This window comes from Aeromonas media (assembly GCF_020423125.1).
GTDB lineage: Bacteria > Pseudomonadota > Gammaproteobacteria > Enterobacterales > Aeromonadaceae > Aeromonas > Aeromonas media.
On sequence record NZ_CP075564.1, the window covers coordinates 144,177 to 168,967 of the forward strand.

The 24,791-nt window shown below is 59.4% G+C and carries 23 protein-coding genes; 10 read left to right on the forward strand and 13 right to left on the reverse strand.

Going from position 1 to position 24,791, the window contains the following annotated elements; genetic code table 11:
* The first annotated feature begins 295 nt into the window (after nt 1-295).
* Nucleotides 296-2,278 (forward strand): DEAD/DEAH box helicase, encoded by a 1,983-nt coding sequence (locus tag KI797_RS00645; RefSeq protein WP_226171003.1) that lies wholly within the window; start codon nt 296-298, stop codon nt 2,276-2,278.
* Nucleotides 2,275-2,916 (forward strand): hypothetical protein, encoded by a 642-nt coding sequence (locus KI797_RS00650; RefSeq protein ID WP_226171006.1) that lies wholly within the window; start codon nt 2,275-2,277, stop codon nt 2,914-2,916. Before KI797_RS00645 ends, KI797_RS00650 begins: the two co-directional genes overlap by 4 nt.
* A 788-nt stretch (nt 2,917-3,704) precedes the next feature.
* On the opposite strand, the gene KI797_RS00655 is transcribed toward KI797_RS00650, so the two are convergent.
* A complete protein-coding gene (locus tag KI797_RS00655; RefSeq protein WP_226171008.1) occupies nt 3,705-4,655 on the reverse strand; it encodes a transposase in 951 nt (316 codons plus the stop codon).
* 508 nt (nt 4,656-5,163) lie between these two features.
* On the opposite strand from KI797_RS00655, the gene KI797_RS00660 reads away from it, so the two are divergent.
* On the forward strand, nt 5,164-6,501 hold the full coding sequence (locus tag KI797_RS00660; RefSeq protein WP_226172948.1) for a DUF4397 domain-containing protein: 1,338 nt from the start codon (nt 5,164-5,166) through the stop codon (nt 6,499-6,501).
* A gap of 261 nt (nt 6,502-6,762) precedes the next feature.
* Here the strand turns inward: KI797_RS00660 and fabF are convergent, their stop codons facing one another.
* The 3 genes from fabF to ydfZ all read right to left on the reverse strand — a co-directional run bounded on the left by fabF (nt 6,763) and on the right by ydfZ (nt 9,029).
* On the reverse strand, nt 6,763-8,040 hold the full coding sequence (gene fabF / locus KI797_RS00665; protein ID WP_226171010.1) for a beta-ketoacyl-ACP synthase II: 1,278 nt from the start codon (nt 8,038-8,040) through the stop codon (nt 6,763-6,765).
* Nucleotides 8,037-8,564 (reverse strand): winged helix-turn-helix transcriptional regulator, encoded by a 528-nt coding sequence (locus KI797_RS00670; RefSeq protein ID WP_226171012.1) that lies wholly within the window; start codon nt 8,562-8,564, stop codon nt 8,037-8,039. Before KI797_RS00670 ends, fabF begins: the two co-directional genes overlap by 4 nt.
* Before the next feature lie 267 nt (nt 8,565-8,831).
* Entirely contained in the window at nt 8,832-9,029 is a 198-nt protein-coding gene (gene ydfZ, locus KI797_RS00675; RefSeq protein ID WP_043132242.1) for a putative selenium delivery protein YdfZ, read from the reverse strand.
* 291 nt (nt 9,030-9,320) lie between these two features.
* On the opposite strand from ydfZ, the gene KI797_RS00680 reads away from it, so the two are divergent.
* Nucleotides 9,321-9,821 (forward strand): DUF1993 domain-containing protein, encoded by a 501-nt coding sequence (locus tag KI797_RS00680; protein ID WP_042650133.1) that lies wholly within the window; start codon nt 9,321-9,323, stop codon nt 9,819-9,821.
* Nucleotides 9,822-9,908: 87 nt separating this feature from the next.
* Here KI797_RS00680 and KI797_RS00685 read toward each other — a convergent pair whose 3' ends face one another.
* Together KI797_RS00685 and KI797_RS00690 are read right to left on the reverse strand one after the other, a co-directional pair.
* Entirely contained in the window at nt 9,909-10,358 is a 450-nt protein-coding gene (locus tag KI797_RS00685; RefSeq protein WP_226171014.1) for an SRPBCC family protein, read from the reverse strand.
* Nucleotides 10,359-10,463: 105 nt separating this feature from the next.
* Nucleotides 10,464-11,120: a VIT1/CCC1 transporter family protein gene (locus KI797_RS00690; protein ID WP_226171016.1), complete on the reverse strand. Its 657-nt coding sequence runs from the start codon at nt 11,118-11,120 to the stop codon at nt 10,464-10,466.
* Between the two features lie 320 nt (nt 11,121-11,440).
* Between KI797_RS00690 and KI797_RS00695 the strand changes: the two genes are divergently transcribed.
* A complete protein-coding gene (locus KI797_RS00695; RefSeq protein WP_226171018.1) occupies nt 11,441-12,100 on the forward strand; it encodes a chromophore lyase CpcT/CpeT in 660 nt (219 codons plus the stop codon).
* A 96-nt stretch (nt 12,101-12,196) separates the two neighbouring features.
* On the opposite strand, the gene KI797_RS00700 is transcribed toward KI797_RS00695, so the two are convergent.
* The 7 genes from KI797_RS00700 to KI797_RS00730 form a co-directional block, all read right to left on the reverse strand.
* Nucleotides 12,197-13,306 carry a YeeE/YedE thiosulfate transporter family protein gene (locus KI797_RS00700; protein WP_226171020.1) on the reverse strand — a complete coding sequence of 370 codons (1,110 nt, stop codon included), beginning with the start codon at nt 13,304-13,306 and terminating at the stop codon, nt 12,197-12,199.
* Between the two features lie 234 nt (nt 13,307-13,540).
* On the reverse strand, nt 13,541-14,182 hold the full coding sequence (locus KI797_RS00705; RefSeq protein ID WP_226171023.1) for a LysE family translocator: 642 nt from the start codon (nt 14,180-14,182) through the stop codon (nt 13,541-13,543).
* 82 nt (nt 14,183-14,264) lie between these two features.
* Entirely contained in the window at nt 14,265-15,068 is an 804-nt protein-coding gene (locus KI797_RS00710) for an AraC family transcriptional regulator (protein ID WP_042650129.1), read from the reverse strand.
* A gap of 68 nt (nt 15,069-15,136) precedes the next feature.
* Nucleotides 15,137-16,033, reverse strand: coding sequence for an EamA family transporter RarD (gene rarD, locus KI797_RS00715; protein WP_042650128.1), 897 nt, complete (start codon nt 16,031-16,033; stop codon nt 15,137-15,139).
* A gap of 125 nt (nt 16,034-16,158) precedes the next feature.
* Nucleotides 16,159-16,332 carry a hypothetical protein gene (locus KI797_RS00720; RefSeq protein WP_163138165.1) on the reverse strand — a complete coding sequence of 58 codons (174 nt, stop codon included), beginning with the start codon at nt 16,330-16,332 and terminating at the stop codon, nt 16,159-16,161.
* A gap of 125 nt (nt 16,333-16,457) precedes the next feature.
* The gene (locus KI797_RS00725; RefSeq protein WP_226171026.1) at nt 16,458-17,954 is read right to left on the reverse strand and encodes an aldehyde dehydrogenase; all 1,497 of its coding nucleotides are present in this window, start codon (nt 17,952-17,954) and stop codon (nt 16,458-16,460) included.
* A 198-nt stretch (nt 17,955-18,152) separates the two neighbouring features.
* Entirely contained in the window at nt 18,153-18,695 is a 543-nt protein-coding gene (locus KI797_RS00730; protein ID WP_005326169.1) for a cupin domain-containing protein, read from the reverse strand.
* A 173-nt stretch (nt 18,696-18,868) separates the two neighbouring features.
* On the opposite strand from KI797_RS00730, the gene KI797_RS00735 reads away from it, so the two are divergent.
* The 5 genes from KI797_RS00735 (at nt 18,869) to KI797_RS00755 (ending at nt 24,640) form a co-directional block, all read left to right on the forward strand.
* Nucleotides 18,869-20,197 carry an aspartate aminotransferase family protein gene (locus KI797_RS00735; RefSeq protein ID WP_182786894.1) on the forward strand — a complete coding sequence of 443 codons (1,329 nt, stop codon included), beginning with the start codon at nt 18,869-18,871 and terminating at the stop codon, nt 20,195-20,197.
* Nucleotides 20,198-20,299: 102 nt separating this feature from the next.
* Nucleotides 20,300-21,796, forward strand: a complete 1,497-nt coding sequence (locus KI797_RS00740; protein WP_182786892.1) for a CoA-acylating methylmalonate-semialdehyde dehydrogenase — start codon at nt 20,300-20,302, stop codon at nt 21,794-21,796.
* An 83-nt stretch (nt 21,797-21,879) separates the two neighbouring features.
* The gene (locus KI797_RS00745) at nt 21,880-22,608 is read left to right on the forward strand and encodes a glutamine amidotransferase-related protein (protein WP_041206657.1); all 729 of its coding nucleotides are present in this window, start codon (nt 21,880-21,882) and stop codon (nt 22,606-22,608) included.
* Nucleotides 22,609-22,763: 155 nt separating this feature from the next.
* Entirely contained in the window at nt 22,764-23,735 is a 972-nt protein-coding gene (locus tag KI797_RS00750; RefSeq protein WP_005326177.1) for a LysR substrate-binding domain-containing protein, read from the forward strand.
* A gap of 65 nt (nt 23,736-23,800) precedes the next feature.
* Nucleotides 23,801-24,640, forward strand: coding sequence for a PfkB family carbohydrate kinase (locus KI797_RS00755; protein WP_182786890.1), 840 nt, complete (start codon nt 23,801-23,803; stop codon nt 24,638-24,640).
* Nucleotides 24,641-24,791 lie beyond the last annotated feature (151 nt).

Sequence of the window (24,791 nt, forward strand, 5' to 3'; positions counted from 1 at the left end):
TATGGTCGCTTTGGTCAGAACGAAGTGCAGCAGAGCCAGTTCGATGACGTCGGCGCTAAGCGGCTGGTGACAGCCTACGCCAGATGGAACGCGTTCTGATCTTTTTGCCTTTTAACTACACCAACCCGGCTTTAGGCTGGGTTGATTTGATCTATCGAACATTGCGACATTCTTAATGAAAGCGATCGTTTGAATGTATTTCGCTATTCGATCTTACGACTCTAGATTATTGATGTTGTTTATTGATACTCTTAGTTGATAAGACCAAGGGATTCTTAACAGGAAGGCTTAACTCATGTCTAATTATTGTTTTTATTCTGATGAAGCTTTAGTTCTTGCAGAAAAATCAGGTATTAAATCTGTAATTGACCATTATGCCAAGTCTAAGAAAAAGCAAACATATGTCCTTTGTCGTCCTCTTTCAAAAGATGACTCCAGTTATGATTATGAAAACGCAATTGTAATTTTTTCTGCCGGTATTAAGCCCTGCTTTGTAAATATTGATGGTAATAAGGATGCGTTTGAAGAGTACGTGGATGATTTTCTTGAGGACGTCGCATATCTATCTGAAAAATTTAAATACCGAGATAAGATAGGTAGAAAGAAAAAGTGGGAGGATTTGTTTGAGGCGGTAGAACTTCAGGGTTTTTCATTTGAAAATTTAAAGTTAGATAAAAAGGAAGCTCGGATTGTAGACTTAATTATATCATTAATAGTGGGAAGTATTAATGATATGTCTAAGGTTAATTTGGATGCAGATAACATTTTAGACTCTGTAAAATCAAAGATAATTCTATTTGACACAGACCAGACAAGTTTCGTATTCAAGGCTGGATTTGGCAAAAAATATGTTATTCAGGGGCTTGCTGGTTCAGGAAAAACAGAGCTGTTACTCCACAAGCTTAAAGAAATATATTCAAAGCACTCTGAAGCAAAAATTGCATTTACGTGTTTTAATAAAATTTTAGCATCTACGATGAAAAGTAGGATACCTGAGTTTTTTGACTTTATGAGAGTCGAAAGACAAATAGATTGGGGCAATAAACTTTTTTGTTTCCATTCTTGGGGGAGTGGGAGGGATCCTAGTTCAGGCATGTATCGCTACATCTGTCATTATTATGACATTCCTTTTGGAACATTTTCATCTGGGACATTTGAATGGCTTTGTAACAAAGCCATTGATGATATTAAAGCGAAGAGATGGGACAAAGAGAAGGCTTTCGATTATATTTTTATTGATGAAAGTCAAGATTTTCCACAAAGTTTTATTGAACTGTGTGAATTAGTTACTGAGAAAAAAGTTTTTATCGCAGGCGATGTTTTCCAGAATATATTTAGACCAATAGCAGACAATGTTAATCGTGCAGATATGGTGTTGAAAAAATGCTATAGAACTGACCCTAAAAACCTCATGTTTTCACATGCATTAGGTATGGGGCTGTATGAAAAACCGGTACTTCGTTGGTTAAAAAATCCTGAATGGGATGCATGTGGTTATAACCATAGAGAGCTTAATGGGCGTGTTCATCTTTCGCGGGATCCTCTAAGACGCTTTGAAGACATACCACAGGACTTTAAGAGTACATCATTACATGGAGTTGATGGTGACGATGATTTATGTAATAAATTCATTGAGATAATAAATGGAATAAAAATCAGACATCCTACATTAACACAAGGGGATGTTGCAGTAATATTTTTAGATACAGAAAGATATATTTATGATGAGGTTTCCAAGCTTGTTAGGAAGGTAAAATCAAGTCTTGGGTGGGATTCCAATGTTTCATTTGAGAGCAAGTCAAGACAAGCTAATAAGTTTTTCATATCCAACATAAATAATGCTAAAGGATTGGAGTTTCCTTTTGTTATTTGCTTTGCAAAAAATCTGAGTAGAAGCTCTTCTTTTAGAAATGCATTGTACACAATGATGGCTCGCTCTTTCTTGGAGAGCCACTTGATTCTTGGTAATGCCACAGACAAGGTTGTGCTGCAAAACATTAATGATGGCTTGGATTTTCTAACCAAAAATAACTATATGGATGTTAGGCTTCCAACTCAAGAAGAGATAGAAAAACAAAAAGATTTCATTGTCTTAGATGAAGCGCTTTCATTAGAGACACTTGTTAGAAAATATTGTTCTGGACGTAAGTCAACACCAAGACTTATCGCCAAAATAATAAGCCGTGTCTCAGCAATGCTGTCAGAAATTGATGACTATGATACTGAATATGTTCTTGGTTTAATCGAACTTGAATATCAAAGGAATAAAGTGTTATGAGTACATATTTCTTTGGTGGTATATCTCAATCTCACATGACACGGTTTGTTGCCGTGAGAGATACTTATAGTAATTTAGAAAACTTATTAAATGTTATAGACATAATAAATAGTAGCCCTGATTCTCGTGTTGATAACTCAATGGGTTTTGATTTAGCAATATTCACCGGGGATGTTAAGAGGGTATTGGTAAGGAAACCTGATGGTTTCTTTACCATGAGCTTACCTTTTCAATTAATTGATCATGGTTATAACATTGTTTTTAATTATGATGAATTTGGGCTGACTATGGACACTGCTACAATCTTTTATCTAAGAAATGCTATAAATACTTGTCGAGAAGGGACATACTGTAATGACAGCGTGGTATATTCTCTTCATGAGAGTTTTGGTCTTGACTTTAATGAGGCTATAATATATTCAGACATGCTATCATCGCTTCTATTAAAAGAGCACGGATACTTTAGATTTGATGATGATGTTGTTAATTCTAATGCAAAGATTCATCCGCGCTATCACTTTGACTTTTTTTGTACAAATTCCTCCGGCATTAAAATCGGCATTGAGAGAAATATAGATGGTCCTTTTTTTATTAATTTATTCGATTTAACAAAAGACAGGCCATATATCCTTAAATAAGAACATATATTCAATTAGTAAAGAGTAATTGGATGATCTCGATGGAAAATTTCTTTTCAGGGTTTACTCCAATCCCCCCAACGGCCCATCCACCGACCCGCACCAATCTGGTGGATAGATGCCACTCGCCACATAACGATGGCAGTAAAATCTGGGACACCCACCTTTTTGAGTAAGCCGTATCCAGATTGGTGATGCGATGACGGATAGTTGGCTCGAGGGTTGGATCGGGAGAAAAATCTGGGACACCCACCTTTTTGAGTAAGCCGTATCCAGATTGGTGATGCGATGACGGATAGTTGGCTCGGGGGTTGGAGCGGGAGCCAAAAAATCTGGGATACCCACCTTTTTGAGTAAGCCGTATCCAGATTGGTGATGCGATGACGGATAGTTGGCTCGAGGGTTGGAGCGGGAGCAACAAGGTGGCTGTTCTGGCCTAAACAGGCAACGTCATGCCCGGCATCGGGTGACATGCCGGGGTGTGATGTGACGCGGGAGCTAGCGATTCAAACAGGCAGCTGGTGACATCGCCGCTGGCCGCAGTGCTGTGCGAACGGCAGAAATTTGGGACACCCACCTTTTTGAGAAAAAATATGGGACACCCACCTTTTTGAGTAAGCCGTATCCAGATTGGTGATGCGATGACGGATAGTTGGCTTGAGGGTTGGAGCGGGAGCAACAAGGTGGCTGTTCTGGGCTAAAAAGCCTCTTGTTCAGGCAATGTCATGCCCGGCATCGGGTGACATGCCGGGGTGTGATGTGACGCGGGAACTAGCGATTCAAACAGTTCAAACAGGTAGCTGGTGACATCGCCGCTGGCCGCAGTGCTGTGCGAACAGCCGGCAATGTTCTCTGTCACCCACCACTCTGATGCCCTGCCGCCGAAACAGTGTCACCTGTTTCAGCCAGCGAGCTTCATCCAACCCCAGCCGCACCAGTATGGGCGCAAGGTGAACCGGAATATGACCGCGCTTGTCGCTTCTGATGGCTCGCCCTGTCCAGTCGACCAGCGCCAGATAATCGAGAAAGGCATAGGGCAGGTCATCTGGCTTGCCTTGGCTGGAAAACGGCAGCAACAGAGGTGGCAACGATGCTGCAGGTTGTTGGTCCACGAGGCGCTGCTTGATGCTGGTGTAGTCGCTCTCTTCGGGTCTGTCGGCAATCGCTGCCCGTATCGGATTGAGGTCGACGTAAGCCATGCAGGCCAGCAGGGCTGACTCGGTGAGCAAGGCCTGGCTCTTGAAGCGCCCTTCCCAGAAATGGCCCTTGCAACCATCCTCCTGATTGGCCTGGCGGGCCAGGTTTTCATTGAGCAACCGAACAAACCAGCTGATGGAATGCAGTCGCTCACGCCATTGGGCGATTAGCTGTTGTACGACCATCAGCTCCGGTTCAATCAGGGATTCTCCTTGGTACCAGCGTCGCACCAGCAGGGGCCACTGAAATAGTGCGGCCCAACGCTCGGCCACTTCCTGCTCACTCCAGTGGATGGCGATATCTCGTTCAACCTTGAGCACCAGATGATAGTGATTGTTCATCACCGCGTAGGCACAGACACCGATGGCAAACAGCCGTGACAACTGCCCCAGCTTGTCGACCACCCATTGGCGCCTGTGCTCGTAACTCTGGCCGGAATGGGCATCTTCGCCGCACAAGAAGGCCCGTCGCACGCAGCGACTGACCACGTGGTAGTAGGGCGTATCTTGCAGACTGATTTGACGGGAACGGGCAATGGTCATGGCAACCTCCTGCGATTTCCCTTTCAGTCAAGAACAGAGGTAAAGCGCTGTCAAAAAGGTGGGTGTCCCAAGAAAAAGAGTTGCTGAACTGCACCGAGACAAGGTCACCGGCGAAGGTGTTGAAAGAGAAGGCCGAGGCGAGGGTGCCAGCCAGCAACGGGATATGGGTGAGTTTCATACAAGACTCCTCGTTAAGGTTCGAGAAACAGTCTAGGGCGGTGGGGTGTTCACTGAAATGGCACTCGGTTGATATGAAAATTCACTGGCAGTAATGAATGGTAGGGGGAGAGGGGGCAGGAACTCCCGCTATGTGAGCGAGGCGCTCTCTGCTGGCGTGACAGGGCCTGGAGCGGGGAAGGGGATGTCTGCCGTCCATGCCGCGCCACCGCCTGAGCAAATAAAAAGCAAAGGGTGATGATCCAGTCATTAGCGAGCTGCATATGCCCGTGGGGACCAACCAATGGAGAATGACCAGATGAAATGGATTCGACGTTGTGCCGCACTAGCTATGGTATTGGGTCTGGCCGCATGCGGAGGCAGTGAAAATGACAGCAGTCCGCCCAATGCCGCCATCAGGATCAGCCACTTAGCCCCTGATGCCCCCAAGGTGAATGTCAATGTCGATGGGGCTGCCTTCCTGACGGCCGTCGACTATGGCTCAAGCAGCGGGCTCAAGCCGGTTGCCGCTGGCAGCCACGAGGTGGCGGTGGACGGGATCTTGCCGAGCGGCACCTCGACCGTCATAGGCCCGGTGTCCCTCGACCTCAAACCCGACACTCAGTACGACGTGTTGGCGGTGGGCAAACTGGCGGGGAGCGGGGATACCGCCTTCGGCCCGTTGGTGATTGAGCGGCCGAACCAGGCACCAACGGGAGGCGATATTCGTGTGCAGGTGGTGTATGCCGCACCCGGTGCACCGGCCGTCGACATCCATGTCACCGCGCCGGGGGCCACCCTGACCAGTCCGACGCTGGCCAATATACCGTTCAAGACCTATAGCGACCCCCTCACCCTGCCAGCAGGCGAATACCAGATCAGGCTGACGCTACCGGGCAGCAGCGATGTGGTGTATGACTCTGGCCCGCTGACGCTCAACGCGGGTACCGACTTGCTGATGGCGGCGATCGACAACCTGGGGGCGGGGCCAAGCCCGGTACAACTGCTTGCCATCGGTGATGCTGGCGCCACCCCCATCTTGTCTACCGATGAGCAGGCTCAGCTGAGGGGGGTCCATGCCGTCGCTGATGCCCCTGCCGTCGATATCTGGGTGAAAGGCGTTGCGCCGACTGCGGCCCCGCTGCAAGGACTGGCCTTCAAGGCGAACACCTCCTACCTGAGCCTGGCCGCCGGCGATTATGACTTTGTGGTCACGCCAACCGGAGCCACTACACCGGAAGTCATCAATGCCAGCGACGTGCCGCTCAAGGCGGGTGCCCGCTACTCCCTGTTTGCCGTGGGTCAGTTGCTGGACCCATCCGGTGAAACCATAGAGCCCTTGCTGCTGACCGACAGCGGTCGTGTGGTGGCGACAGAGGCACAACTGCGTGTGCTCCATGCCGCCCCCACGGCACCGGCGGTGGACGTCTACCTGACTGCGGGGTCGGACATCAGCGGTGCGTCACCGGCGCTCAGCGCCGTACCCTTCAAGGCTGACAGTGGTTATCTTGCCCTTGCTGCCGGGGATTACTATGTCACCGTCACGGCCTCGGGTGACAAGACCCCGGTCATCGGTCCCCTGCCGGTCACCCTGGTCAATGGTCAGGTGCTGACAGCCGCGGCCCTGTCTGACAGTGTCGGTGGTGTGGATCCCGAGCTGCTGATCCTGGACGATATCAGCAGCAAATGATGACCCTCTGCTAGTCAACTGACTCGCAACCTGACCCAGACTGAGCCCTTCAGTTTGGGTCTTTTTATGGCAGGAGATCTGGGAGGCGGAAGTCCGGGTCTCCCATCTTTTTGAACAGGAAATCTGGGACACCCATCTTGTTGTGCGTGTTGCAGTGGTTGGCGGTCGAGCTCAAAAAGGTGGGTGTCCCAAGATGAAGAGTGTCGGCGAGGCGTTCGCCGACAGGTCAGTCAACGGCAAGCTGCCCAGTCGCCGGCGAGATCAGGCCCCCTGCCAGCGCTTGAACAGCACGCTGGCATTCACGCCGCCAAAACCGAAGCCATTGGAGATGGCGTGCTCGATCCCCATGTCACGGGCCGCGCCCCGCACTATGTCCACGCCGTCGGCGAGGGGGTCGGCTTGTTGCAGGTTGCGGGTCGCAGGCACTCTCTGATCACGAATGGCAAGCGCGGTGAAGATGGCCTCTATCCCCCCGGCGGCCCCCAGCAGATGGCCGGTGGCGGACTTGGTGGAAGTCACCGCTATCTGGTTGTTGTCACCAAATACGCGCTTGATGGCGGCGAGCTCCCCCCTGTCACCCACCGGGGTCGAGGTGGCATGGGCATTGAGGTGCTGGACATCCGCAGCCTGGATGCCGGCCTGAGCCAGGGCCGCCATCATGGCGCGGCGAGCGCCGTCTCCATCCTCCGGGCCGGCGGTGAGGTGATAGGCATCGGCGCTGGTGCCATACCCCACCAGCTCCACTATGGGGGTGGCGCCCCGGGCCAGGGCGTGTTCCAGGGACTCAATCACCAGGATCCCGGCCCCTTCGCCCATCACAAACCCGTCGCGGTCGACATCGAAGGGGCGGGAGGCCGCTTCGGGGTCATCAGCATAGGCGGACGACAGCGCGCGAGCCGCGGCAAACCCGCCCAGGCTGACGCGGTCTATGGTGGCCTCGGCCCCGCCACAGATGGCGATGTCGGCCTCACCGCAGCGAATGAGGCGGGCGGCGTCGCCAATGGCCTGCACCCCGGCGGCGCAGGCCGTGACCGGTGCTCCGAGCGGGCCTTTGAAGCCGAAGTTGATGGAGACATGGCCCGCCGCCATGTTGACCAGGAAGGAGGGGATGGTGAACGGGGACAAGCGACGCGGTCCCCGCTCATCCGTGGTGCGCACCGCATCGACGATGGCGGGGAAGCCGCCGATGCCAGAGGCGATGATGGTGGCGGTGCGCTCCTGCTGCTCCGCCGTCTCGGGGGCCCAGTTGGCTTGCGACAGGGCCTCCTTGGCTGCGGCAATGGCAAACAGGATGAAGCGATCCATCTTCTTCTGCTCCTTGGTCGACACCACGGCATCGGGGTCAAACCCGGCCAGGGGATCCTCGGCCAGGGTCGGCACCATGGCGCCCACCTTGGCGGCCAGCCCTTCGGTGAAGACCTCCGGCAGGCGGCGCAAGCCGGACTGGCCCGCCAGCAGTCGCTGCCACACGGTTTCCACCCCATATCCAAGCGGGGTCACCGCTCCCATTCCCGTCACCACGATACGATGTGCGTTCATGACTCTGATTCCTGTCTCGAAGGGTTATCGCCGCTCATCACGCCATTGCCATGGCACAGACGCTGCTTCATGCCGTCACTGGCGGCCGGTCCCGGCACCAGTGTGTGGCGCGAGGGTGAAATTTCCTGGCCGGTGCGCCTGTCCACTAGCATGGGCTCGACCAGTTCGCCCGTCTGGGCATCCTTCAGCTGGATGCTGGCCCCCTCGGGCGCCAGGTGGTTGTTGCCCCAGGTGAGCAGCGCGATCAGCACGGCGCTGAGATCCTGGCCGCGGGGGGTGAGTGCATATTGATAGCGAGGGGGGCGCTCGGAGTAGAGCCGCTTCTCCATCAGGCCCCCCTCGACCAGGGCGGTCAGGCGTCGGGTCAGTATGTTGGGGGAGATGCCAAGGCTCTTTTGAAATTCATCGAAGCGCGACAGGCCATGCATGGCATCGCGGATAATCAGCAGACTCCACCATTCGCCGACGTGATCCAGGCTGCGGGCGATGGGGCACTGCTGTTCACTCAGACTCTTCTTGCGCATGTTGTGCCATCAGGTTACTTGCATAATGGAAGTAACCATACGGTCCTTACTTCCATTATGCAAGTGACTCGTGCCGTCCGGTGGCGGGCAACATCCTGGGGAGCGGGGAAGCTGGGGCCTCCACTCTGTTGGATAAGCCATCGACGCCAGATAACGGGAATATGACGCGAGCACATCTCGAAGAAACAGATGGGAGTCAGAAACCCGGCCACCGACAGGGCGCGGCGGCCGGGTGAATTGTAAAGAGTAGGGTGACGGAAAGCGGGATCAGCCTAGTCTAATCAACTCGATGGGGGCGTAACGCTCCTGGCTGTTCGCCAGCAGCACGCACTTCTCATGCTCCGCCTCATAGGGGGTCAGGTTGTCGGTGTGCGCCTCCTTCAGGGTGTCGACCGCACCGGTGGCGGCAATCATAACCCGTTGGCCCAGGGTCAGCACATTGCGGTTTCGATCGTAGATCTTCATGGCATTCTCCTTGTGGGATTGGCGCCCCGGCCCGTGCCGGGGCAACGGGCTCCAGACTACGCCCATCGAAAAACGAGATGCCTGTCACAGATCAAAAAAAGGGGAAAGAGGGACTCGGGGTGGCGGGCAGCCCGGGTGCGCTGGCAACGGGTGCCTCGCCGAGGCCGCCACTGCCTGTCGCAGGGCGGGGAGGGTGCCCCCGCTTTTCATCTCTCCGGGCTCGAACTGCGAGGGGGATGCGCTATAGTGGAGTCGCTCGTTTTACCGCCTTCAACCAACCGAGAGTGCATTATGAATCGTGATATCGCCGCCCAGTTCATCAAGATGCTGACCAACCTGGACCAGTGTCTGGCCAAGGCCGAGGCCCACGCCGAGGCGAAGAAATTCAATGTGGAGAACTTCTTCAATGAGCGCCTCATCGTCGACATGCTGCCGCTGGCCAAGCAGGTGCTGATCTGCTGTGACAGCGCTCGCGCCGTGGTCGCTACCGCCAGCCTGAGCGAGCCGCCGGTGCTGGGGGATGATCCCAAAACCATGGCGGATCTGCGCGCCCACGTGGCCAAGACCATCGTCTATCTGCAGAGCAAGCTGGAGGCTGATTTCAGCCAGTATGCGAGTGGCCACTACTACCCCTACTGGGCCGGTGGCAAGGGGATGGACGGTCACAGCTGCGTGCACGAGTACGGCATCCCGAACTTCTACTTCCACCTGACCATGACCTATGCCCTGCTGCGCCAGGCCGGGGTGGATCTGGGCAAGCGGGATTACCTGGGCGGCCTGAACCTGCAATGAGTGCTGGGCATTGCACATGAAAAGAGCCTGCCATCCGGCAGGCTCTTTGCTTTTTTGCGGGCCCGACATCCCCGGGATGGTGCCGGGTTATTCGTTCGGGATCTCGGGTTCGACCAGGGCGGCGAGCTGGGTCAGGGACTCCTGCCAGCCGAGGTAGCACATCTCGACCGGTATAGCTGCCGGGATCCCTGCCTGTTCGATGGCGAGATCGGTGCCGCACAGCACCTGGGTGAGGGTGATGGTGACGTGCATCTCCCCCGGCAGATTGGGGTCGTCGAAGCGATCCGTATAGTGGATGCGCTTGCCCGGTTCCAGATCGAGATACTCGCCGCCGAAGGCATGGCTGTGGCCGTTGCCGAAATTGAAGAACGCCATCCTGAAGGTGCCGCCGACGCGGGCCTCCAGCTGCTCTACCCGGCAGGTGAAGCCATGGGGCGGCAGCCACTTGGCCAGGGCGTCCGCCTCGATAAAGGCTCTGTACACCCGCATCGGCGGGGCCTTGAGTACGCGGTGCAGGGTCACAATTCCTGTCGTCATGAGGGGCTCCTCCTCGGTTGGTCCGCAGCAAGAATAGTCGCCCATGCCGAAGTTGGCCGCTGGCCGGATGGGGAACAAGGGGCAAGCCTCCCGCCGCGCTTCTCCTCAACCGCCCAGGGCGATGGTGAGCAGTACGATGGCGACGCCCGCGACTGCGAAGATCACGCCGATCAGCAGGGGGCGTGGTGAACCGGCATAGCGGGCCAGCCCGTAGCCAATTCCCATCAGCATCAGCAGGGCGATGGTGTGTGAGAGGCGCAGGGCCGGAACGGGATCCTGCATGAAGAAGAAGGGCAGCAGCACGGGGAAGGTGGAGAGGAACACCATGAAGAAGACCCCCAGGCTGTTGAGCAGGTCATTCCAGCGCCAGATGCCCCCCTGGCCCAGTTCGGGGTGTTGCTGCAAACGCACCTGCCAGTCCCTGAGCTCAGGGTCGCGGCAGATCGCCGCCAGCGGGCCGGGCAGGGCGTCTCGCAGCGCCGTTATGCCCCTCTCATCACCGGGTGTCAGCAGGCTCAACTGCTGCAACAACCGCAGGGCTCGGCCCCGCTCGGTCAGGGTGGTGATGAGGTAGACGATGGCATCGATAATGCCCCAGGCGATGTTGCAGCCGATGCCGGCGATCAGCAGATCCCTGACCTCGGCGCGCCCCGCCTCGAACGCATTGAAGCAACCGGTAAAGGTGAGCACCATCAGCAGGCCGAACAGGATCTCCGAGTAGCGGGAGATGGGATCTATGGGGGAAAAACGGGGTGAGTTCATAGGTGGTTCTCTGGATGCACGTTGAAACATGAGCATGGAAGCGGCCCAGTGCAAGATCAAGGAGACCCGATGCGCCAGTCAGCCACCGTCAAGTCTGGCACAGCGGAGCGTTCTCAGCGGGGACAAACGGCGTAAGGTGGCAGGGGGAGGGGGACGTTTCGGGCTCTGGCCTTGCCGTGGCCATGATCGCGGTCCTGCGTCGCACTTCTTCGCTAACACAGTGATTTTTCAGCGTATTGGTAAGGAGTTGATCAAGGTTGAGGTTATTGTCGCCGTTCGCTCATATAATCGCCGCCATGCAAGCGACTCGGAAGGATTCGATGACAAAGCTGATGGTGGCCCTGCTGGGGTTGTTTTACGCCTGCCTGGTGTGGGCCAACCCCGTTCCCTTCGTGGCCAGTTCGTCGCCGGTGCAGGGGAAGATGGAGCCGCTTCTCTCCTGGTTTACCGGTGAGTTCTCCAGCCAGGAGCAGGCCGGTTACGACCCGCGTTTCACCAGCGCCGAGCTGCGTCTGGTGGAGATCTGGCCCGGGGAAGGCCCCTTTCGCTGGGTCTATGCCGAGCAGTTCCTGAGCGAGCGGGCGGTGCGCCCGTTCCGTCAGCGCATCTACCGCTTCTCCCCGCTGCCCGATGGCCGCATCCTGATGGCCGAGCTGACCATGCCGAGGGCCACCGACTTCGCCGGCGCCTGGCGTCAGCCCGAACTGCTCGACTCCCTCACCCCGCAACAACTCTCCCTGCGCCAGGGCTGCGAGATCTGGCTGACCCGTCAGGCCAGCGGAGAGTTCGCGGGCCACAGCAAGGTCGGCAGCTGTGCCACCGACTTTGGCGGCGCCACTACCCTGGTGCAGTACCTCTGGATAGGCCCCAACAGCGTCAGGCTGCTGGACAGGGCCTATGACAACGGCGCCCGCCAGCGCTGGGGCAGCCCGGGGGAGGGATATCTCTACCTGCGCAAGGTGAAGCGACGGGGGGAGTGACCAGGGCGGCGTGTCCAGCCTCTGGCGCCGTAATTGGCGGGATAAAGGGGAGGGAGATTGACGGGATGGCGTCAACCGCGCCATCCCGTTACTGCATCAGAGTTTGAACAGGGGCCGCAGACGTATGCCTATGATGCTGCCCGCCAGGGCCATCAGCATCCAGACCCAACCGTGCAGGCTGCCCGACGCCGTGCCGTCGAAGAAGCCGCCCAGGTTGCAGGCGCTGTACATGGCCCCCATCCCCATCAACAGACCACCTATGATGGCCGCCAGGCTGTTGCCTATGCGGATCGGGGTGTGATTGCCGCCGCCGCTCAGGCAACGGGCCAGCGCCGCCCCCAGGATCCCCAGCCAGAACATGCCGACCATGGGGTTGATGAAGAGCGGCTGGGCCAGCTTGGGGTTGCCCTCGAACAGGCCGAACAGGGAGGCGCCGCGCAGCGCCATGTCATAGACGGCGCCCGTGATGGTCCAGGCCGAACCGTGCAGGGCCACCACGGCAGAGTTGAGCAGGGCGATAAGGATGCCGCCGGTCAGCACCGTGAAGCGGCCGTCGCGCCAGAACAGGTTGCCGCCGCCGAAGATGGGCTTCACCTCACCGGTGCGATTGAGTTCGCTCTTGCGAAACAGCAGGAAGAGCAGGGCGACCAGCGCCAGGTTGAGCAGCATGCCGCTCCAGAGATTGCCGGTCAGATCCCGGGCCAGCACCACCTGGCTGGAGAAGCTGGCCTCCAGCTCGGGACGAAACTGGTTGCTGATGAGGGTGCCTATGCCGTAGCAGACCAGCACCAGCCAGAAACGGGGTTGCCCCTCGCCACAGCAGTAGAGGGTGCCGGTGGCGCAGACCCCCGCCAGTTGCATGCCGATGCCGAACAGGAAGGCACCGACGATGAAGGGGACGCCAATGGCCATGACGTTGCCCACCATGGCATCGCCAAAGAGGGCGTGAGTGAAGGAGAGGAAGGTGGTGAACAGCAGGATCTCGATGGCGATGGTGAGCAGGTGCACCCGCACGTAGTAGCTGTTGCGCCTGGTCAGCATCTCGCGCCAGCCGAATACAATGCCGAAGCGGCTGAAGGAGAGGGTGAAGCCGAAACCGAAGCCGATGAGGGCCATCAGGGCCCACTTCATGTCGAAGGTGGTGCCGAGCCAGAGCAAGGCTCCCCCCGCGAGTGCCACTATGGGAAGCGACCATTGTCGAGTCATGCCGATACATCCGTAACGTTATTGTGGTGAAGGCGTGCATCCTAATCCCACAATGAGTCCGATACCACCCCGCTTGACGGCGGGCTTGGCCCGCATGGCTCAGATGTAGGCACTCACCTCCCCGGCCAGTTCCTCCAGGATGGAGAGACTGGGCCGGTGATACCGAACAGCAGGCCGTTGTACTCGGCCGAGCCGCTGCTCGCCCCGCTCGGGGATGGGGGTGGCTTGCATTGCTCAGATGTAGGCGCTCGCCTCACCGGCCAGCTCCACCAGGATGGAGAGGCTGACGGCGCCGAACAGCAGCCCTGTGACCAGGTTCAGGGGCCGTTGCACCCGGCTTAGCAGGTGCTGAGCCCGGGCGGTGGAGAGGCTCCAGGCCAGCAGCCCGAACCAGGCCAGGGAGAGCAGGAAGAGCTCCAGGATCAGCAGGCCCCGGGTCAGGCCATCCACCTGGGGTGTCACCATGGCCGCCAGCAATCCCATGAAGAACAGCAGCGCCTTGGGGTTGAGCAGGTTGGTGGCGATCCCGGCTCTGAGCCCCCGGTTCCAGCCCTGCAACTCACCGCCAGCCCGCAGTGCCTGGGTGGCGGAGTTGCGGCGCGCAGCCTTGATTGCTCCCCAGCCGAGCCAGCCCAGATAGAGGGCACCCACCACCTTCACCGCCAGGAACAGCCAGGGTTGGCTCGCGATCAGCAGGCTGATGCCGGTGAGGCTGAGGGTGGCGTGCAGCAGGATGGCGATAGCGATGCCAAGCGCGGCCCCGAGCGCCGTGGGCCTGTGCAGGCTGGTGCGCAGGATGAGCGCGAAATCCGGGCCCGGGCTCGCCAGAGCGATCAGGTGGATGAGACCTATGGTCAGAAACAGGCTGGTGAGCATGGCATACCTCGCTACAAAGATGAGGCAGCAGCATGGGGGATGGGGGCAGGGTCTGGCTTGTAAAAGATTGCAGTGGGGTTGGTCAGCTGGGGAGCATCTGCTGACGGTAGTCCGCCGGGGTCAGCCCGAACGCCTGGCGAAAACCATGGTGGAAGTGGCTCTGATCGAAGAAACCGACCGCCAGTGCCACCTCGCTCACCGGCAGGCCACGGGCGAGCAGGAGCTTGCCGCGCTCGAGACGCAGCCGCTTGAGCCAGGCGTAGGGGGTCATGCCGGTCTTCTTCTTGAACTGACGGAGGAAGGCGAAGCGATCCAGCCCGAACAGGGCGGCCAGATCCTCCAGGCTGTGGTGCCCGTCCAGCTGGCCCAGCAGATGGTCGCGCAGGAACCTTATCTGGGGATCCGCCAGGGCATGGCGCTCCGGTGCCAGGTGCAGCAGCTCGCCGAGCAGGGCCAAGAGCTGGCTCTCCGCCAGCAGGGCATCGGGCTCGGGTTGATCCAGATACATGTGCAGCCGGGCGAAGCCCTGATAGAGGTCGGGTCGGCGCTGCAAGCCCTGATCGAAGAAGGGCTCCGGGCTGTCCGGCAGCCAGCGGGCCAGCTGCTCAGGGGCGATGGCGAACACCCGTACCTCGTACCCTTCCGGCAGCAGGCTGAGGCCGTCGTGCATCTCGTCAGGGTTGACGGTGGAGAGCTGGCCGCGCACCAGGTTGTGGCTGCTGCCCTTGTGGATGAACTTCTGGCCGCCCTGCTGCACCAGACCTATGTGGTAGTCCAGGTGCACGTGGCGGCCATAGCTGAACTCCCTGTGATGGGAGTGGGAGAGTTCAACTCCCGGCAGCAGCCGGGATTGCCAGTAATGGATGCGGGATGGAGAGGCGCTCATGGCCTATTGATAACCCGAAAGCCGACTCCTGGCTTGTAGATTATTGCAGTGGCCGGGCATTCGGCTGCTCAACCGGCCCCCTGACGCCGCTTGCCGCTGCGCAACCCGTCCAGGCTGAACAGCATCAGAGCGCTCCAGATGCAGCCGAAGGTGATCATCTTGTCCAGCGCCAGCGCCTCCCCGTAGAGGGTGACCGCCAGGATGAACATCAGGCTGGGGCCTATGTACTGGAAGAAGCCCAGGGTGGAGAGCTTGAGCCGGGTGGCGGCGGCGGTGAAGCAGAGCAGGGGCGCCGTGGTCACGACCCCGGCGGCGATCAGCAGCAGGTTCAGGTGCCAGTCGTTTTGCGTGAGGTGGCTGGTGGGGCTGTCGGCGAATCCCCAGAGGTAGATGGCGGCCGGCGGCAACATGATCATGGTCTCGATCAGCAGGCCGGTGAGGGCATCCAGGGCCAGCTTCTTGCGGATCAGGCCATAGATGGCGAAGCTCGAGGCCAGCACCAGGGCTATCCAGGGCAGGGAGCCGAAGGCGATGAGCTGGACGGCAACCCCTATCACCGCCAGTCCCACCGCCCACCACTGCAGGCGACGCAGCTTCTCGCTCAGAAACACCATGCCGAGCAGCACGTTGAACAGCGGGTTGATGTAGTAGCCGAGGCTGGCATCCAGCATGTGACCGTTGTTGATGGCCCAGATGAACAGCAGCCAGTTGCCGCCGACGGTGACCGAGGTGAAGGCCAGGGTGAGCAGCACCCTGGGTTGGCGCAACACCGCCTGCACCTTGTGCCACTGGCGGCCGATCAGGGTCAGCACCATCAGCAGGGCGCAGGACCAGATCATGCGGTGGGTCAGGATCTCGGCGGCCGGGACGGCGGAAATGGTCTTGAAATAGATGGGCGCCAGGCCCCAAAGGGTATAGGCGCACAGGGCATAGATGATGCCCTGGCGCTGGATCTGTTGCTGCATGCGGATAACCTTCACTGGAGAGTCGGATGTTGGAAAACATCGCAAAAAGTCAGTGTAGCGATCCTTTTGGGGGGAAAGAAGTTAATAAATGCCGTTTGGCGAGATTTTTACAGCATGGAATCGACTCAGCGCCGACCGCCGCGGCGGATCTTCTCTACATCCATGAGCAGCCACAGCATGAGTGCGATGGCGGAGATCCAGGGACCCCAGGTCACATAGGCCTCACCCTCGCCCAGCATGAAGAAGAGCAGCGGCAGGCCCACCACCAGAAACAGTACACTTCCCAGAAAAAACAGCATTTTTATCTTTATATTTAAGGGCTTGTCTATTTGATGATTATATCGATTGAAGCTGTTGAGGAAAGGGTAAAAATGAAAAAGGGGGATTTCTCCCCCTTTATTGCCTGATCTCGTCATATTCGACGTTAATCGAGCTGGATCCAGGTACTTTTCAGCTCGGTATATTTCTCCAGGGCGTGCAGTGACTTGTCGCGACCGTTACCGGACTGCTTGAAGCCGCCGAACGGCATCGTCATGTCGCCCCCATCCCAGTTGTTGACGAACACGGTGCCGGCGCGCAGGGCGCGGGAGCCTTTCACCGCCTTGTTGAGATCCGCCGTCCAGATCGCGGCGGCCAGACCGTAGTCGGTGTCGTTGCCCAGCGCGATGGCTTCTTCCAGCGTGTCGAAGCCGGTCACCGCCAGTACAGGGCCGAAGATCTCCTCTCGGAAGATGCGCATCTGCGGGGTTACGTCGTCGAAGATGGTGGGCTCGATATAGAAGCCGCCGCTCTCTGTGTGGGTGCGCTTGCCCCCCAGCAGCAGTCTGGCGCCCTCCTGCTGGCCGATGGCGATGTAGTTGAGCACCTGCTCCATCTGAATGCCGTCCACCATGGCGCCGATGCGGGTGGCGGGATCCAGCGGGTTGGCGGTTATCCACTCGCGGGCATGGGCCAGCAGGCGCTCCATGAATTGCGGCTTGATACTGTTCTGCACCAGCAGGCGGGAGGCGGCGGTGCACACCTCGCCCTGGTTGTAGAAGATGGCGCCCACGGCACTCCTGGCGGCGGCGTCCAGATCAGGCGCGTCCGCCAGCACTATGTTGGGGCTCTTGCCACCGCACTCCATAAAGGCGCGTTTGAGGTTTGACTTGCCGGAGCACTGCACCAGATGCTTGCCGATCTTGGTGGAGCCGGTGAAGGTGATGCAGTCCACGTCCATGTGCATGGCCAGCGCCTCGCCCACTGTGTGGCCAAAGCCCGGCAGCACGTTGAAGACGCCGTCCGGGATGCCAGCCTCCTTGGCTAGGCCGGCGATGCGCAGGGCGGTGAGGGGGGATTTTTCGGACGGCTTGAGGATGACGGAGTTGCCGGTGGCGAGCGCCGGGCCCAGCTTCCAGCAGGCCATCACCAGGGGGAAGTTCCAGGGGACGATGGCGGCCACCACCCCGAGCGCCTCCCGGGTCACCAGGGCCAGGGCGGACTCTTCCACCGGGGCGACCTGATCGTAGATCTTGTCGATGGCCTCGGCGTTCCAGGCGATGCAGTTGGCGGCGGCGGGGGCGTCATAGCCCATGGCATCGCCGATGGGCTTGCCCATGTCCAGGGACTCCAGCAGGGCCAGCTCCACCTGGTTGAGGCGCATCAGTTCGGCGAAGCGCTGCATGATCAGCTTGCGCTGTTTCGGGGAGAGCCCGCTCCAGCGCTTGTCATCGAAGGCGGCGCGGGCGGCCTGCACCGCCAGCTCGGCGTCGGCAGCGTCGCAGGAGGCCACCTTGGTCAGCAACTGGCCGTTGGCCGGGTTGATGCAATCGAAGGTGGCGCCGTTGACGGCATCCCGGTAGCTGCCATCGATAAAGGCTTGCGAGGGCAGGGTCAGATGGGCGGCCTTGTGTTGCCACTGGGCCAGGGTCAGGTCACTCATGTTCACTCCTTGAACCGGCAAAAAACGTCTTCGCGTATCAATATGCTAAACATCCTGCCGCTTGTAAATCCATCTTGTAACAATTCATTAAACACTTGCCGCTCCGTGCTCGAGAAAAGGCCCCGATCTGCGGCGGACCTTACCCAGGCTGCAGGGCCGTCTCGTGGAGGGGCGAGCGGCCCTGGCCACCCATGGGGATCAGAAGCTGGCCGGGGTGTTGGCCGAGATCAGCACGCACTCCTGCTCCCCCACGTTGCGGAAGCGGTGCGGGGTGCGGCTGTCGAAGTAGTAGCCATCCCCGGGGGCCAGCAGGTGTACCTGCTCGCCGACGGTGACCTCCACCTGTCCCCTGATGACGATGCCGCACTCTTCCCCCTCGTGACTCAGCATGTCGTCGCCGGTGTCGGCCCCCGGGGGCAGTACCTCCTGCATCATGCCGATGGCGCGGTTGGCCCGGCTGTGGCCCACCAATCTATAGCTGATGGGGTGGGTGCCGAGATCCGGCATGTCATCCGCGCGGAAGATCACCTCGGAATCCATCTCCGTCTCATCGGTGAAGAAGCTGGCGAGCGACATGGGGATGCCTTCCAGCACCTTGCGCAGCGACGCGACCGAGGGGCTCACCTGATTTTTCTCGATCTGGGAGATAAAACCGTTGGTCACACCGGAGCGCTTGGCCAGCTCGCGTTGGGAGAGGGCCGCCTTGGTGCGAACCGCCTTGAGGCGGTGACCGATATCCATCGATAGACACTCCTTGACTGTTTACTATTATTAAAATTGTGTTAAATATCTTATACCACCCCGAGGGGGTGACACCAAGCAGGGGCGATAAACCGCCCCTTTTTAGGAACTCAGGTGTTTAATTTAATAGGCATCAGCCAAGTGTTACTAAACGCCTTAAGGATGAGGTGACCATGAAACCGATTAGCGACATCAATACCCCCGACATGTCCGCCTTCTGGATGCCCTTCACCGCCAACCAGCAGTTCAAGGCGGCGCCGCGCATCCTGAAGTCGGCAGAGGGGATGTATTATCACTCAGAGGATGGCCGCAAGATACTGGATGGCACTGCCGGGCTCTGGTGTTGCAACGCGGGCCATGGTCGACGCGAGATTGCCGAGGCGGTATCCCAGCAGATCTCCCATCTCGATTTCGCCCCCACATTCCAGATGGGACACCCTCTGCCGTTCGAGCTGGCCAACCGGCTGGTGGAGATAGCCCCCAAGGGTTTCGGCCACGTCTTCTATACCAACTCCGGCTCCGAATCCGTCGACACTGCGCTCAAGATAGCGCTGGCCTGGCAGCGGGCCCGCGGTCAGGGCACCCGTACCCGGCTGATCGGCCGCGAGCGCGGTTACCACGGGGTCGGCTTCGGCGGCATCTCGGTGGGGGGCATTCCCGGCAACCGCAAGTGGTTCGGCTCCCTGCTTGGGGGGGTGGATCACCTGCCCCACACCCTCAACATAGGGAAAAATGCCTTCACCAGGGGTTTGCCGGAGGAAGATCTCACCCTGGCCGACGAGCTGGAGAAGATCGTCTTCCTCCATGACGCCAGCAACATAGCGGCCGTCATCGTCGAGCCTATCGCTGGCAGCACCGGCGTCATCATGCCGCCAAAGGGCTACCTCAAGCGGCTGAGGGAGATCTGCACCAAACACGGCATCCTGCTGATCTTCGACGAGGTGATCACCGGCTTCGGTCGCCTAGGCTCCGCCTTTGCCGCCCAGGAGTTCGACGTCATCCCCGACCTTATCACCTGCGCCAAGGGGCTCACCAACGGCGCCATTCCCATGGGCGCGGTGCTGGTACAGAACCACATCTATGACGACATGATGGCCGCAGGCAAGGGGGCCATCGAGCTGTTCCACGGATACACCTATTCCGGTCACCCTGTGGCCGCCGCCGCAGGTCTGGCGACGCTCGAGATCTACCGCAACGAGAATCTGCTGACTCGCGCCGCCGATCTGGCCGGCTACTGGGAGGGGGCGGCCCATTCCCTCAGGGGCTGCAAGCATGTCAAAGATGTGCGCAACTACGGTCTGGTGGCGGGCATAGAGCTCGAATCCCTACCAGACGCGCCGGGCAAGCGCGCCTACGAGGTGTTTGTACGCTGCTTCGAGAAGGGGGCACTTATCCGGGTGACCGGCGACATCATAGCCCTGTCGCCACCCCTCATCATCGAGCGCAGCCAGATTGACGACCTCTTCACCCTGCTGCAGGACGTGTTGCAGACCCAGGAATAACGTTTCACCCGATTGCATGGCGCCCGTCGGGCGCCCTCTTCCTGTGCCTGATGCCCACGGCCGCGCGCAGGAATGACGCGAATGACCCATCACGGAGGATTTATGAGTTACAGGATCGACAACTTCATCGACGGCGAAACCACAGAGAGCCGCAGCGAGCGTTTCGGCGCCATCTTCGATCCGGCCACCGGCCAGCAGCAGGGCACTGTGGCCCTCTCCACCGCTGCCGAGTGCCTCGATGCCATCGCCAGCGCCGAGCGCGCCTTCGCCGATTGGTCCCAGACCCCGCCGCTGGTGCGGGCACGGGTGATGTTCCGCTTCAAGGAGCTGATGGAGCAGCACAGGGACGAGCTGGCCCGCCTCATCAGCCGCGAGCACGGCAAGGTGTTCTCCGACGCTCAGGGGGAGCTGACCCGGGGGCTGGAGGTGGTGGAGTTTGCCTGCGGCATTCCCCATCTGCTCAAGGGGGAGCACTCCCTCAACGTAGGCCGGGGGGTGGACAGCCACTCCATGATGCAGCCGGTGGGGGTCTGCGCCGGCATCACGCCGTTCAACTTCCCGGCCATGGTGCCGCTCTGGATGTTCCCGGTGGCGCTGGCCTGCGGCAACAGCTTCATCCTCAAGCCGTCAGAGAAGGATCCCTCTCTGGCCCTGCGCATGGCCGAACTGCTCAAGCAGGCGGGTCTGCCGGACGGGGTGCTCAATGTGGTCAACGGCGACAAGGAGGTGGTGGATGTGCTGCTGACCGACCCACGGGTACAGGCGGTGTCTTTCGTCGGCTCCACCCCCATCGCCCAGTACATCTATGCCACCGCCTCGGCCCACGGCAAGCGGGTGCAGGCCCTGGGCGGTGCCAAGAACCACATGCTGGTGATGCCGGATGCGGATCTCGATCAGGCGGTTTCCGCCCTGATGGGGGCGGCCTACGGTGCGGCCGGCGAGCGCTGCATGGCGATCTCGGTGGCTCTGGTGGTCGGCGATGCCACCGCCGATGCGCTGGTCGCTAAACTCTCGCCTCTGGTGGCGGCCCTGCGGGTCGGGCCCGGTCTGGGTCAGAGCCCGGAGAACGAGATGGGGCCGCTCATCAGCCGCGAACACCTGGCCAAGGTGCGCGGCTACGTGGATCAGGGGGTGGCAGAGGGGGCTGAACTGGTGGTCGATGGTCGCGGTGTCAGTCACGGTGAGGGCTACTTTATCGGCGGCAGTCTGTTCGACCGGGTCGGCCCCGAGATGCGCATCTACCGGGAGGAGATCTTCGGCCCCGTGCTCGCCATCGTGCGGGCGCCGGACTACGAGACGGCCCTGCGCCTCATCAACGAACACGAGTACGGCAACGGCACCGCCATTTTTACCTGCGACGGGGATACCGCAAGGGACTTCACCACAAGGGTTCAGGTCGGTATGGTAGGGGTGAACGTACCCATTCCGGTGCCCATGGCGTTTCACAGCTTCGGTGGCTGGAAGCGGTCCATCTTCGGGCCGCTCAACATGCACGGGCCGGACGGGGTGCGCTTCTATACCCGGATGAAGACAGTGACAGCACGCTGGCCCCAGAGCCTGCGGGCCGGTGCCGAGTTCTCCATGCCGACCATGAAATGATCAACATGCAGCAGCTAGCCCTGGCATGGCCCGGCGGAAGGAGTCCGCCGGCGTGTCTCGCTATCCCTGTGAAGGAGTAACAGATGCGACTGGGAATTCTCGATTGTGACCGGCTGGACCCCGACTTGGTTGGGAGTTTTGGCCCCGTTTACTCCGAGATGTTTATCAAGGGATTCCGGGCCCTGGCCCCGGCGTTGGAATACAGGGTCTGGTCGGCACTCGACGGCGAGCTGCCGAGCGACTTGAACGAGTGCGATGCCTGGCTCATTACAGGCTCGCGCCACGATGCCTACAGCGACATCCCCTGGATCCTGGCGCTGCGCGACTGGATCCGGCGGGCCCACGATGCCAACGTCAAGCTGGCTGGCATCTGCTTCGGCCATCAGGTGATCGCCCAGGCGCTGGGGGGAGAGGTGGTGAAGTCCACCAAGGGCTGGGGGCTGGGTGTCTCGGTTCACCCCATGCAGGAGGCGAAACCCTGGATGCAGCCGGGGCTCGAAACCATACGGATCCTGGCCAGTCATCAGGATCAGGTGGCGCAGCTGCCCCCGGGGGCGACCCTGCTGGCGGGCAACGACTTCTGCCCGAACTTCATGTTCCTGCAGGGGGATCACATAGTCGCCATCCAGGGTCATCCGGAGTTTTCGGTGGAGTACAACCGGGCGCTGATCGAGCGGCGGCGGGATCGGTTGCCCGACGAACACTACCAGAGCAGCCTCTCCTCCCTGGAGGGAGAAGTGGACTCGGCCACCATGATGCAGTGGCTGCTGCAGTTCCTCGGCATGCTGCCGGTCGGGCCTGCCGTGCGCTGAGCGTCCGTTTGTCATAACCACCCTGCAGATGCTAGATTTTGTGGCAAAATGAAGGATCAAGCGGTGATATGCCGAGTTCGGATGGTACACTGGCCGCCATTTGTGGCGGCCTTGTCCATCTGACGACAGCCGCGCCAGCCTGTGAGGGTGCAACCTTGAAACTACAGCAGTTGAAGTATCTGATCGCGGTGCGGGACCACAATCTCAACGTCTCCGTCGCTTCCGATGCGCTCTATACCAGCCAGCCTGGGGTGAGCAAGCAGATCGGCTTGCTGGAGAGCGAGCTGGGGGTGCGCATCTTCGAGCGTCGCGGCAAGCACCTGCACAGGATCACCCCTGTGGGGGAGGAGATCATCAAGTGCGCCGAGGCCATGCTCAACATAGAGAGCAAGATCAAGGCCATCTCCCGGGAGTATCTGGACCCGACGGTGGGCACCCTCAACATCCACACCACCCACACCATAGCCCGCTACCTGCTGCCGAAAAGCGTCACCTATTTCACCAAGAAGTACCCCAAGATTTCGTTCCACCTGCACCCCGTGATGTCGGCTACCAAGGAGCAGATCAGCAAGGGTTACTCGGATTTCTCCATCGTTGCCCACGAGATAGGCTTCGACAAGGAGCTGATCGCGCTGCCCGCCTATCTCTGGACCCTGTCGCTGGTGGTGCCCCAGGATCACCCCCTGGCCAAGGTGAAGAAACCGACCCTGGAGCAGCTCTGCCAGTACCCCATCCTCAGCTACGAGAGTGGCGCCACCGGGCGTCAGGTGCAGGACAGGGTGTTCCAGGCGGCCGGCCTCAGTCCCAACTACTACATGACGGTGATGGATGCGGGGGTCATCAAGCGCTACGTGGAGCTGGGCTTTGGCATCGGCATCATCTCGTCGCTGGTGGCCAACGACACCGATGCCCCCGGCCTAGTGGCCATCAATCTGGAGCACCTGTTCGAGCCCTGCCCGGCCCAGCTCTGCTTCAGCAAGAGCATCCTCTTGCAGAACTACATGTATGACTTCATCAGTTCCTTCTCCCCCCATCTCACCAAGGAGATGATCCAGAACGTGATGCAGCAGCCGACCCAGGCGCGCATCGACGAACTGCTGGTCGGGGTGGAGCTGCCCGTCTACTGAGTCGTCTTCCGTGACAGATCCGGTGCCGCTGGGTGCCGGATCCTGCCCGCCCTGCCGAGGTCCCCATGTCCCGCATCCTGCTGCTTGCCAATCTCAACTGTGATCATGTGCTCTCCCTGGCCGAACCCCTGGTGGCCGGGGCGCGCCTGCAATACGTGGATCAGGGGCGCAGGCTCGGCGGCGGCGCCGCCAACACCGGCATAGGGCTGGTGTGGGCTGGGCACGAGGTGATCATTGCCTCCCGCATCGGGCTGGACGATACAGGCGACTGGCTGCTGGAGCAGGCGGCGGGCCATGGGCTGGACTGCTCCCACGTGGAGCGCTTCGGCGGCGAGACGGGGGAACTGCTGGTGCTGGTGGATTCCACCGGGGAGCGGACCATTCTGAGGCGGCCACGTCGCCCGGATCTGCCCGGCGACATGCCGCTGGAGGGGGTGGACTGCCTCTATGTGAACTACCCCGGCACCGCCATCATCGGCTACATGCGCCAGATGCTGGGCAAGAGTTTCGTGGTGGCCCAGTATCCCAAGGGCGGGCAGGCTCGCCGCCCCTGCCATGTGCTGGTGGCCTCCCGCGCCGATCTCGCCGAGGTGGGCGACCCCTGGCAGCATGCCCGCCAACTCGCAGGGGATCAGCTCGAATGGCTGGTGCTGACCGAGGGAAAGGCAGGGGCCGTTGCCATCCACGGCGAGGAGCAGGTGCGGGTGGCGGCGCGGCCTGTGTCCGTGGTCGACACCACGGGGGCGGGGGATGCCTTTGCCGGCGGCCTTATCCACGGTCTGGCCCGCGGCATGGCGATGAGGGATGCCCTGCAGTGCGCGGTGGACTGGGGCGCCTTCGCGGTGGCCTCCGAAAGCTCCATCCCCTCCCAGGCCCTGAAAACCTGGCTGAAGCATCCCCACTGACAGCCGCAAACCGTCCCGTTCGCCGGACTGTAGCCCTGTGCCTGCCAATGGAATTTAGCCGCCGGAAATGGCCAAAACCCCGCCCCGAGCCGGCAAGTTTGCGATCAATCAAAGAAAGTGTCGATTTATGTACATCTTCGTCGACACCCGC

What these genes read in the sequence shown, in the direction of transcription:
- KI797_RS00680 (WP_042650133.1), top strand. Translation starts at nt 9,321, where the DNA reads ATGAATCGTGATATCGCCGCCCAGTTCATCAAGATGCTGACCAACCTG.
- KI797_RS00725 (WP_226171026.1), bottom strand. Translation starts at nt 17,954, where the DNA reads ATGAGTGACCTGACCCTGGCCCAGTGGCAACACAAGGCCGCCCATCTG.
- KI797_RS00650 (WP_226171006.1), top strand. Translation starts at nt 2,275, where the DNA reads ATGAGTACATATTTCTTTGGTGGTATATCTCAATCTCACATGACACGG.
- fabF (WP_226171010.1), bottom strand. Translation starts at nt 8,040, where the DNA reads ATGAACGCACATCGTATCGTGGTGACGGGAATGGGAGCGGTGACCCCG.
- KI797_RS00645 (WP_226171003.1), top strand. Translation starts at nt 296, where the DNA reads ATGTCTAATTATTGTTTTTATTCTGATGAAGCTTTAGTTCTTGCAGAA.
- rarD (WP_042650128.1), bottom strand. Translation starts at nt 16,033, where the DNA reads ATGCAGCAACAGATCCAGCGCCAGGGCATCATCTATGCCCTGTGCGCC.
- KI797_RS00735 (WP_182786894.1), top strand. Translation starts at nt 18,869, where the DNA reads ATGAAACCGATTAGCGACATCAATACCCCCGACATGTCCGCCTTCTGG.
- KI797_RS00720 (WP_163138165.1), bottom strand. Translation starts at nt 16,332, where the DNA reads ATGCTGTTTTTTCTGGGAAGTGTACTGTTTCTGGTGGTGGGCCTGCCG.
- KI797_RS00730 (WP_005326169.1), bottom strand. Translation starts at nt 18,695, where the DNA reads ATGGATATCGGTCACCGCCTCAAGGCGGTTCGCACCAAGGCGGCCCTC.
- KI797_RS00690 (WP_226171016.1), bottom strand. Translation starts at nt 11,120, where the DNA reads ATGAACTCACCCCGTTTTTCCCCCATAGATCCCATCTCCCGCTACTCG.
- KI797_RS00740 (WP_182786892.1), top strand. Translation starts at nt 20,300, where the DNA reads ATGAGTTACAGGATCGACAACTTCATCGACGGCGAAACCACAGAGAGC.
- KI797_RS00660 (WP_226172948.1), top strand. Translation starts at nt 5,164, where the DNA reads ATGGTATTGGGTCTGGCCGCATGCGGAGGCAGTGAAAATGACAGCAGT.
- KI797_RS00685 (WP_226171014.1), bottom strand. Translation starts at nt 10,358, where the DNA reads ATGACGACAGGAATTGTGACCCTGCACCGCGTACTCAAGGCCCCGCCG.
- KI797_RS00745 (WP_041206657.1), top strand. Translation starts at nt 21,880, where the DNA reads ATGCGACTGGGAATTCTCGATTGTGACCGGCTGGACCCCGACTTGGTT.
- ydfZ (WP_043132242.1), bottom strand. Translation starts at nt 9,029, where the DNA reads ATGAAGATCTACGATCGAAACCGCAATGTGCTGACCCTGGGCCAACGG.
- KI797_RS00700 (WP_226171020.1), bottom strand. Translation starts at nt 13,306, where the DNA reads ATGACTCGACAATGGTCGCTTCCCATAGTGGCACTCGCGGGGGGAGCC.
- KI797_RS00655 (WP_226171008.1), bottom strand. Translation starts at nt 4,655, where the DNA reads ATGACCATTGCCCGTTCCCGTCAAATCAGTCTGCAAGATACGCCCTAC.
- KI797_RS00755 (WP_182786890.1), top strand. Translation starts at nt 23,801, where the DNA reads ATGTCCCGCATCCTGCTGCTTGCCAATCTCAACTGTGATCATGTGCTC.
- KI797_RS00695 (WP_226171018.1), top strand. Translation starts at nt 11,441, where the DNA reads ATGACAAAGCTGATGGTGGCCCTGCTGGGGTTGTTTTACGCCTGCCTG.
- KI797_RS00670 (WP_226171012.1), bottom strand. Translation starts at nt 8,564, where the DNA reads ATGCGCAAGAAGAGTCTGAGTGAACAGCAGTGCCCCATCGCCCGCAGC.
- KI797_RS00705 (WP_226171023.1), bottom strand. Translation starts at nt 14,182, where the DNA reads ATGCTCACCAGCCTGTTTCTGACCATAGGTCTCATCCACCTGATCGCT.
- KI797_RS00710 (WP_042650129.1), bottom strand. Translation starts at nt 15,068, where the DNA reads ATGAGCGCCTCTCCATCCCGCATCCATTACTGGCAATCCCGGCTGCTG.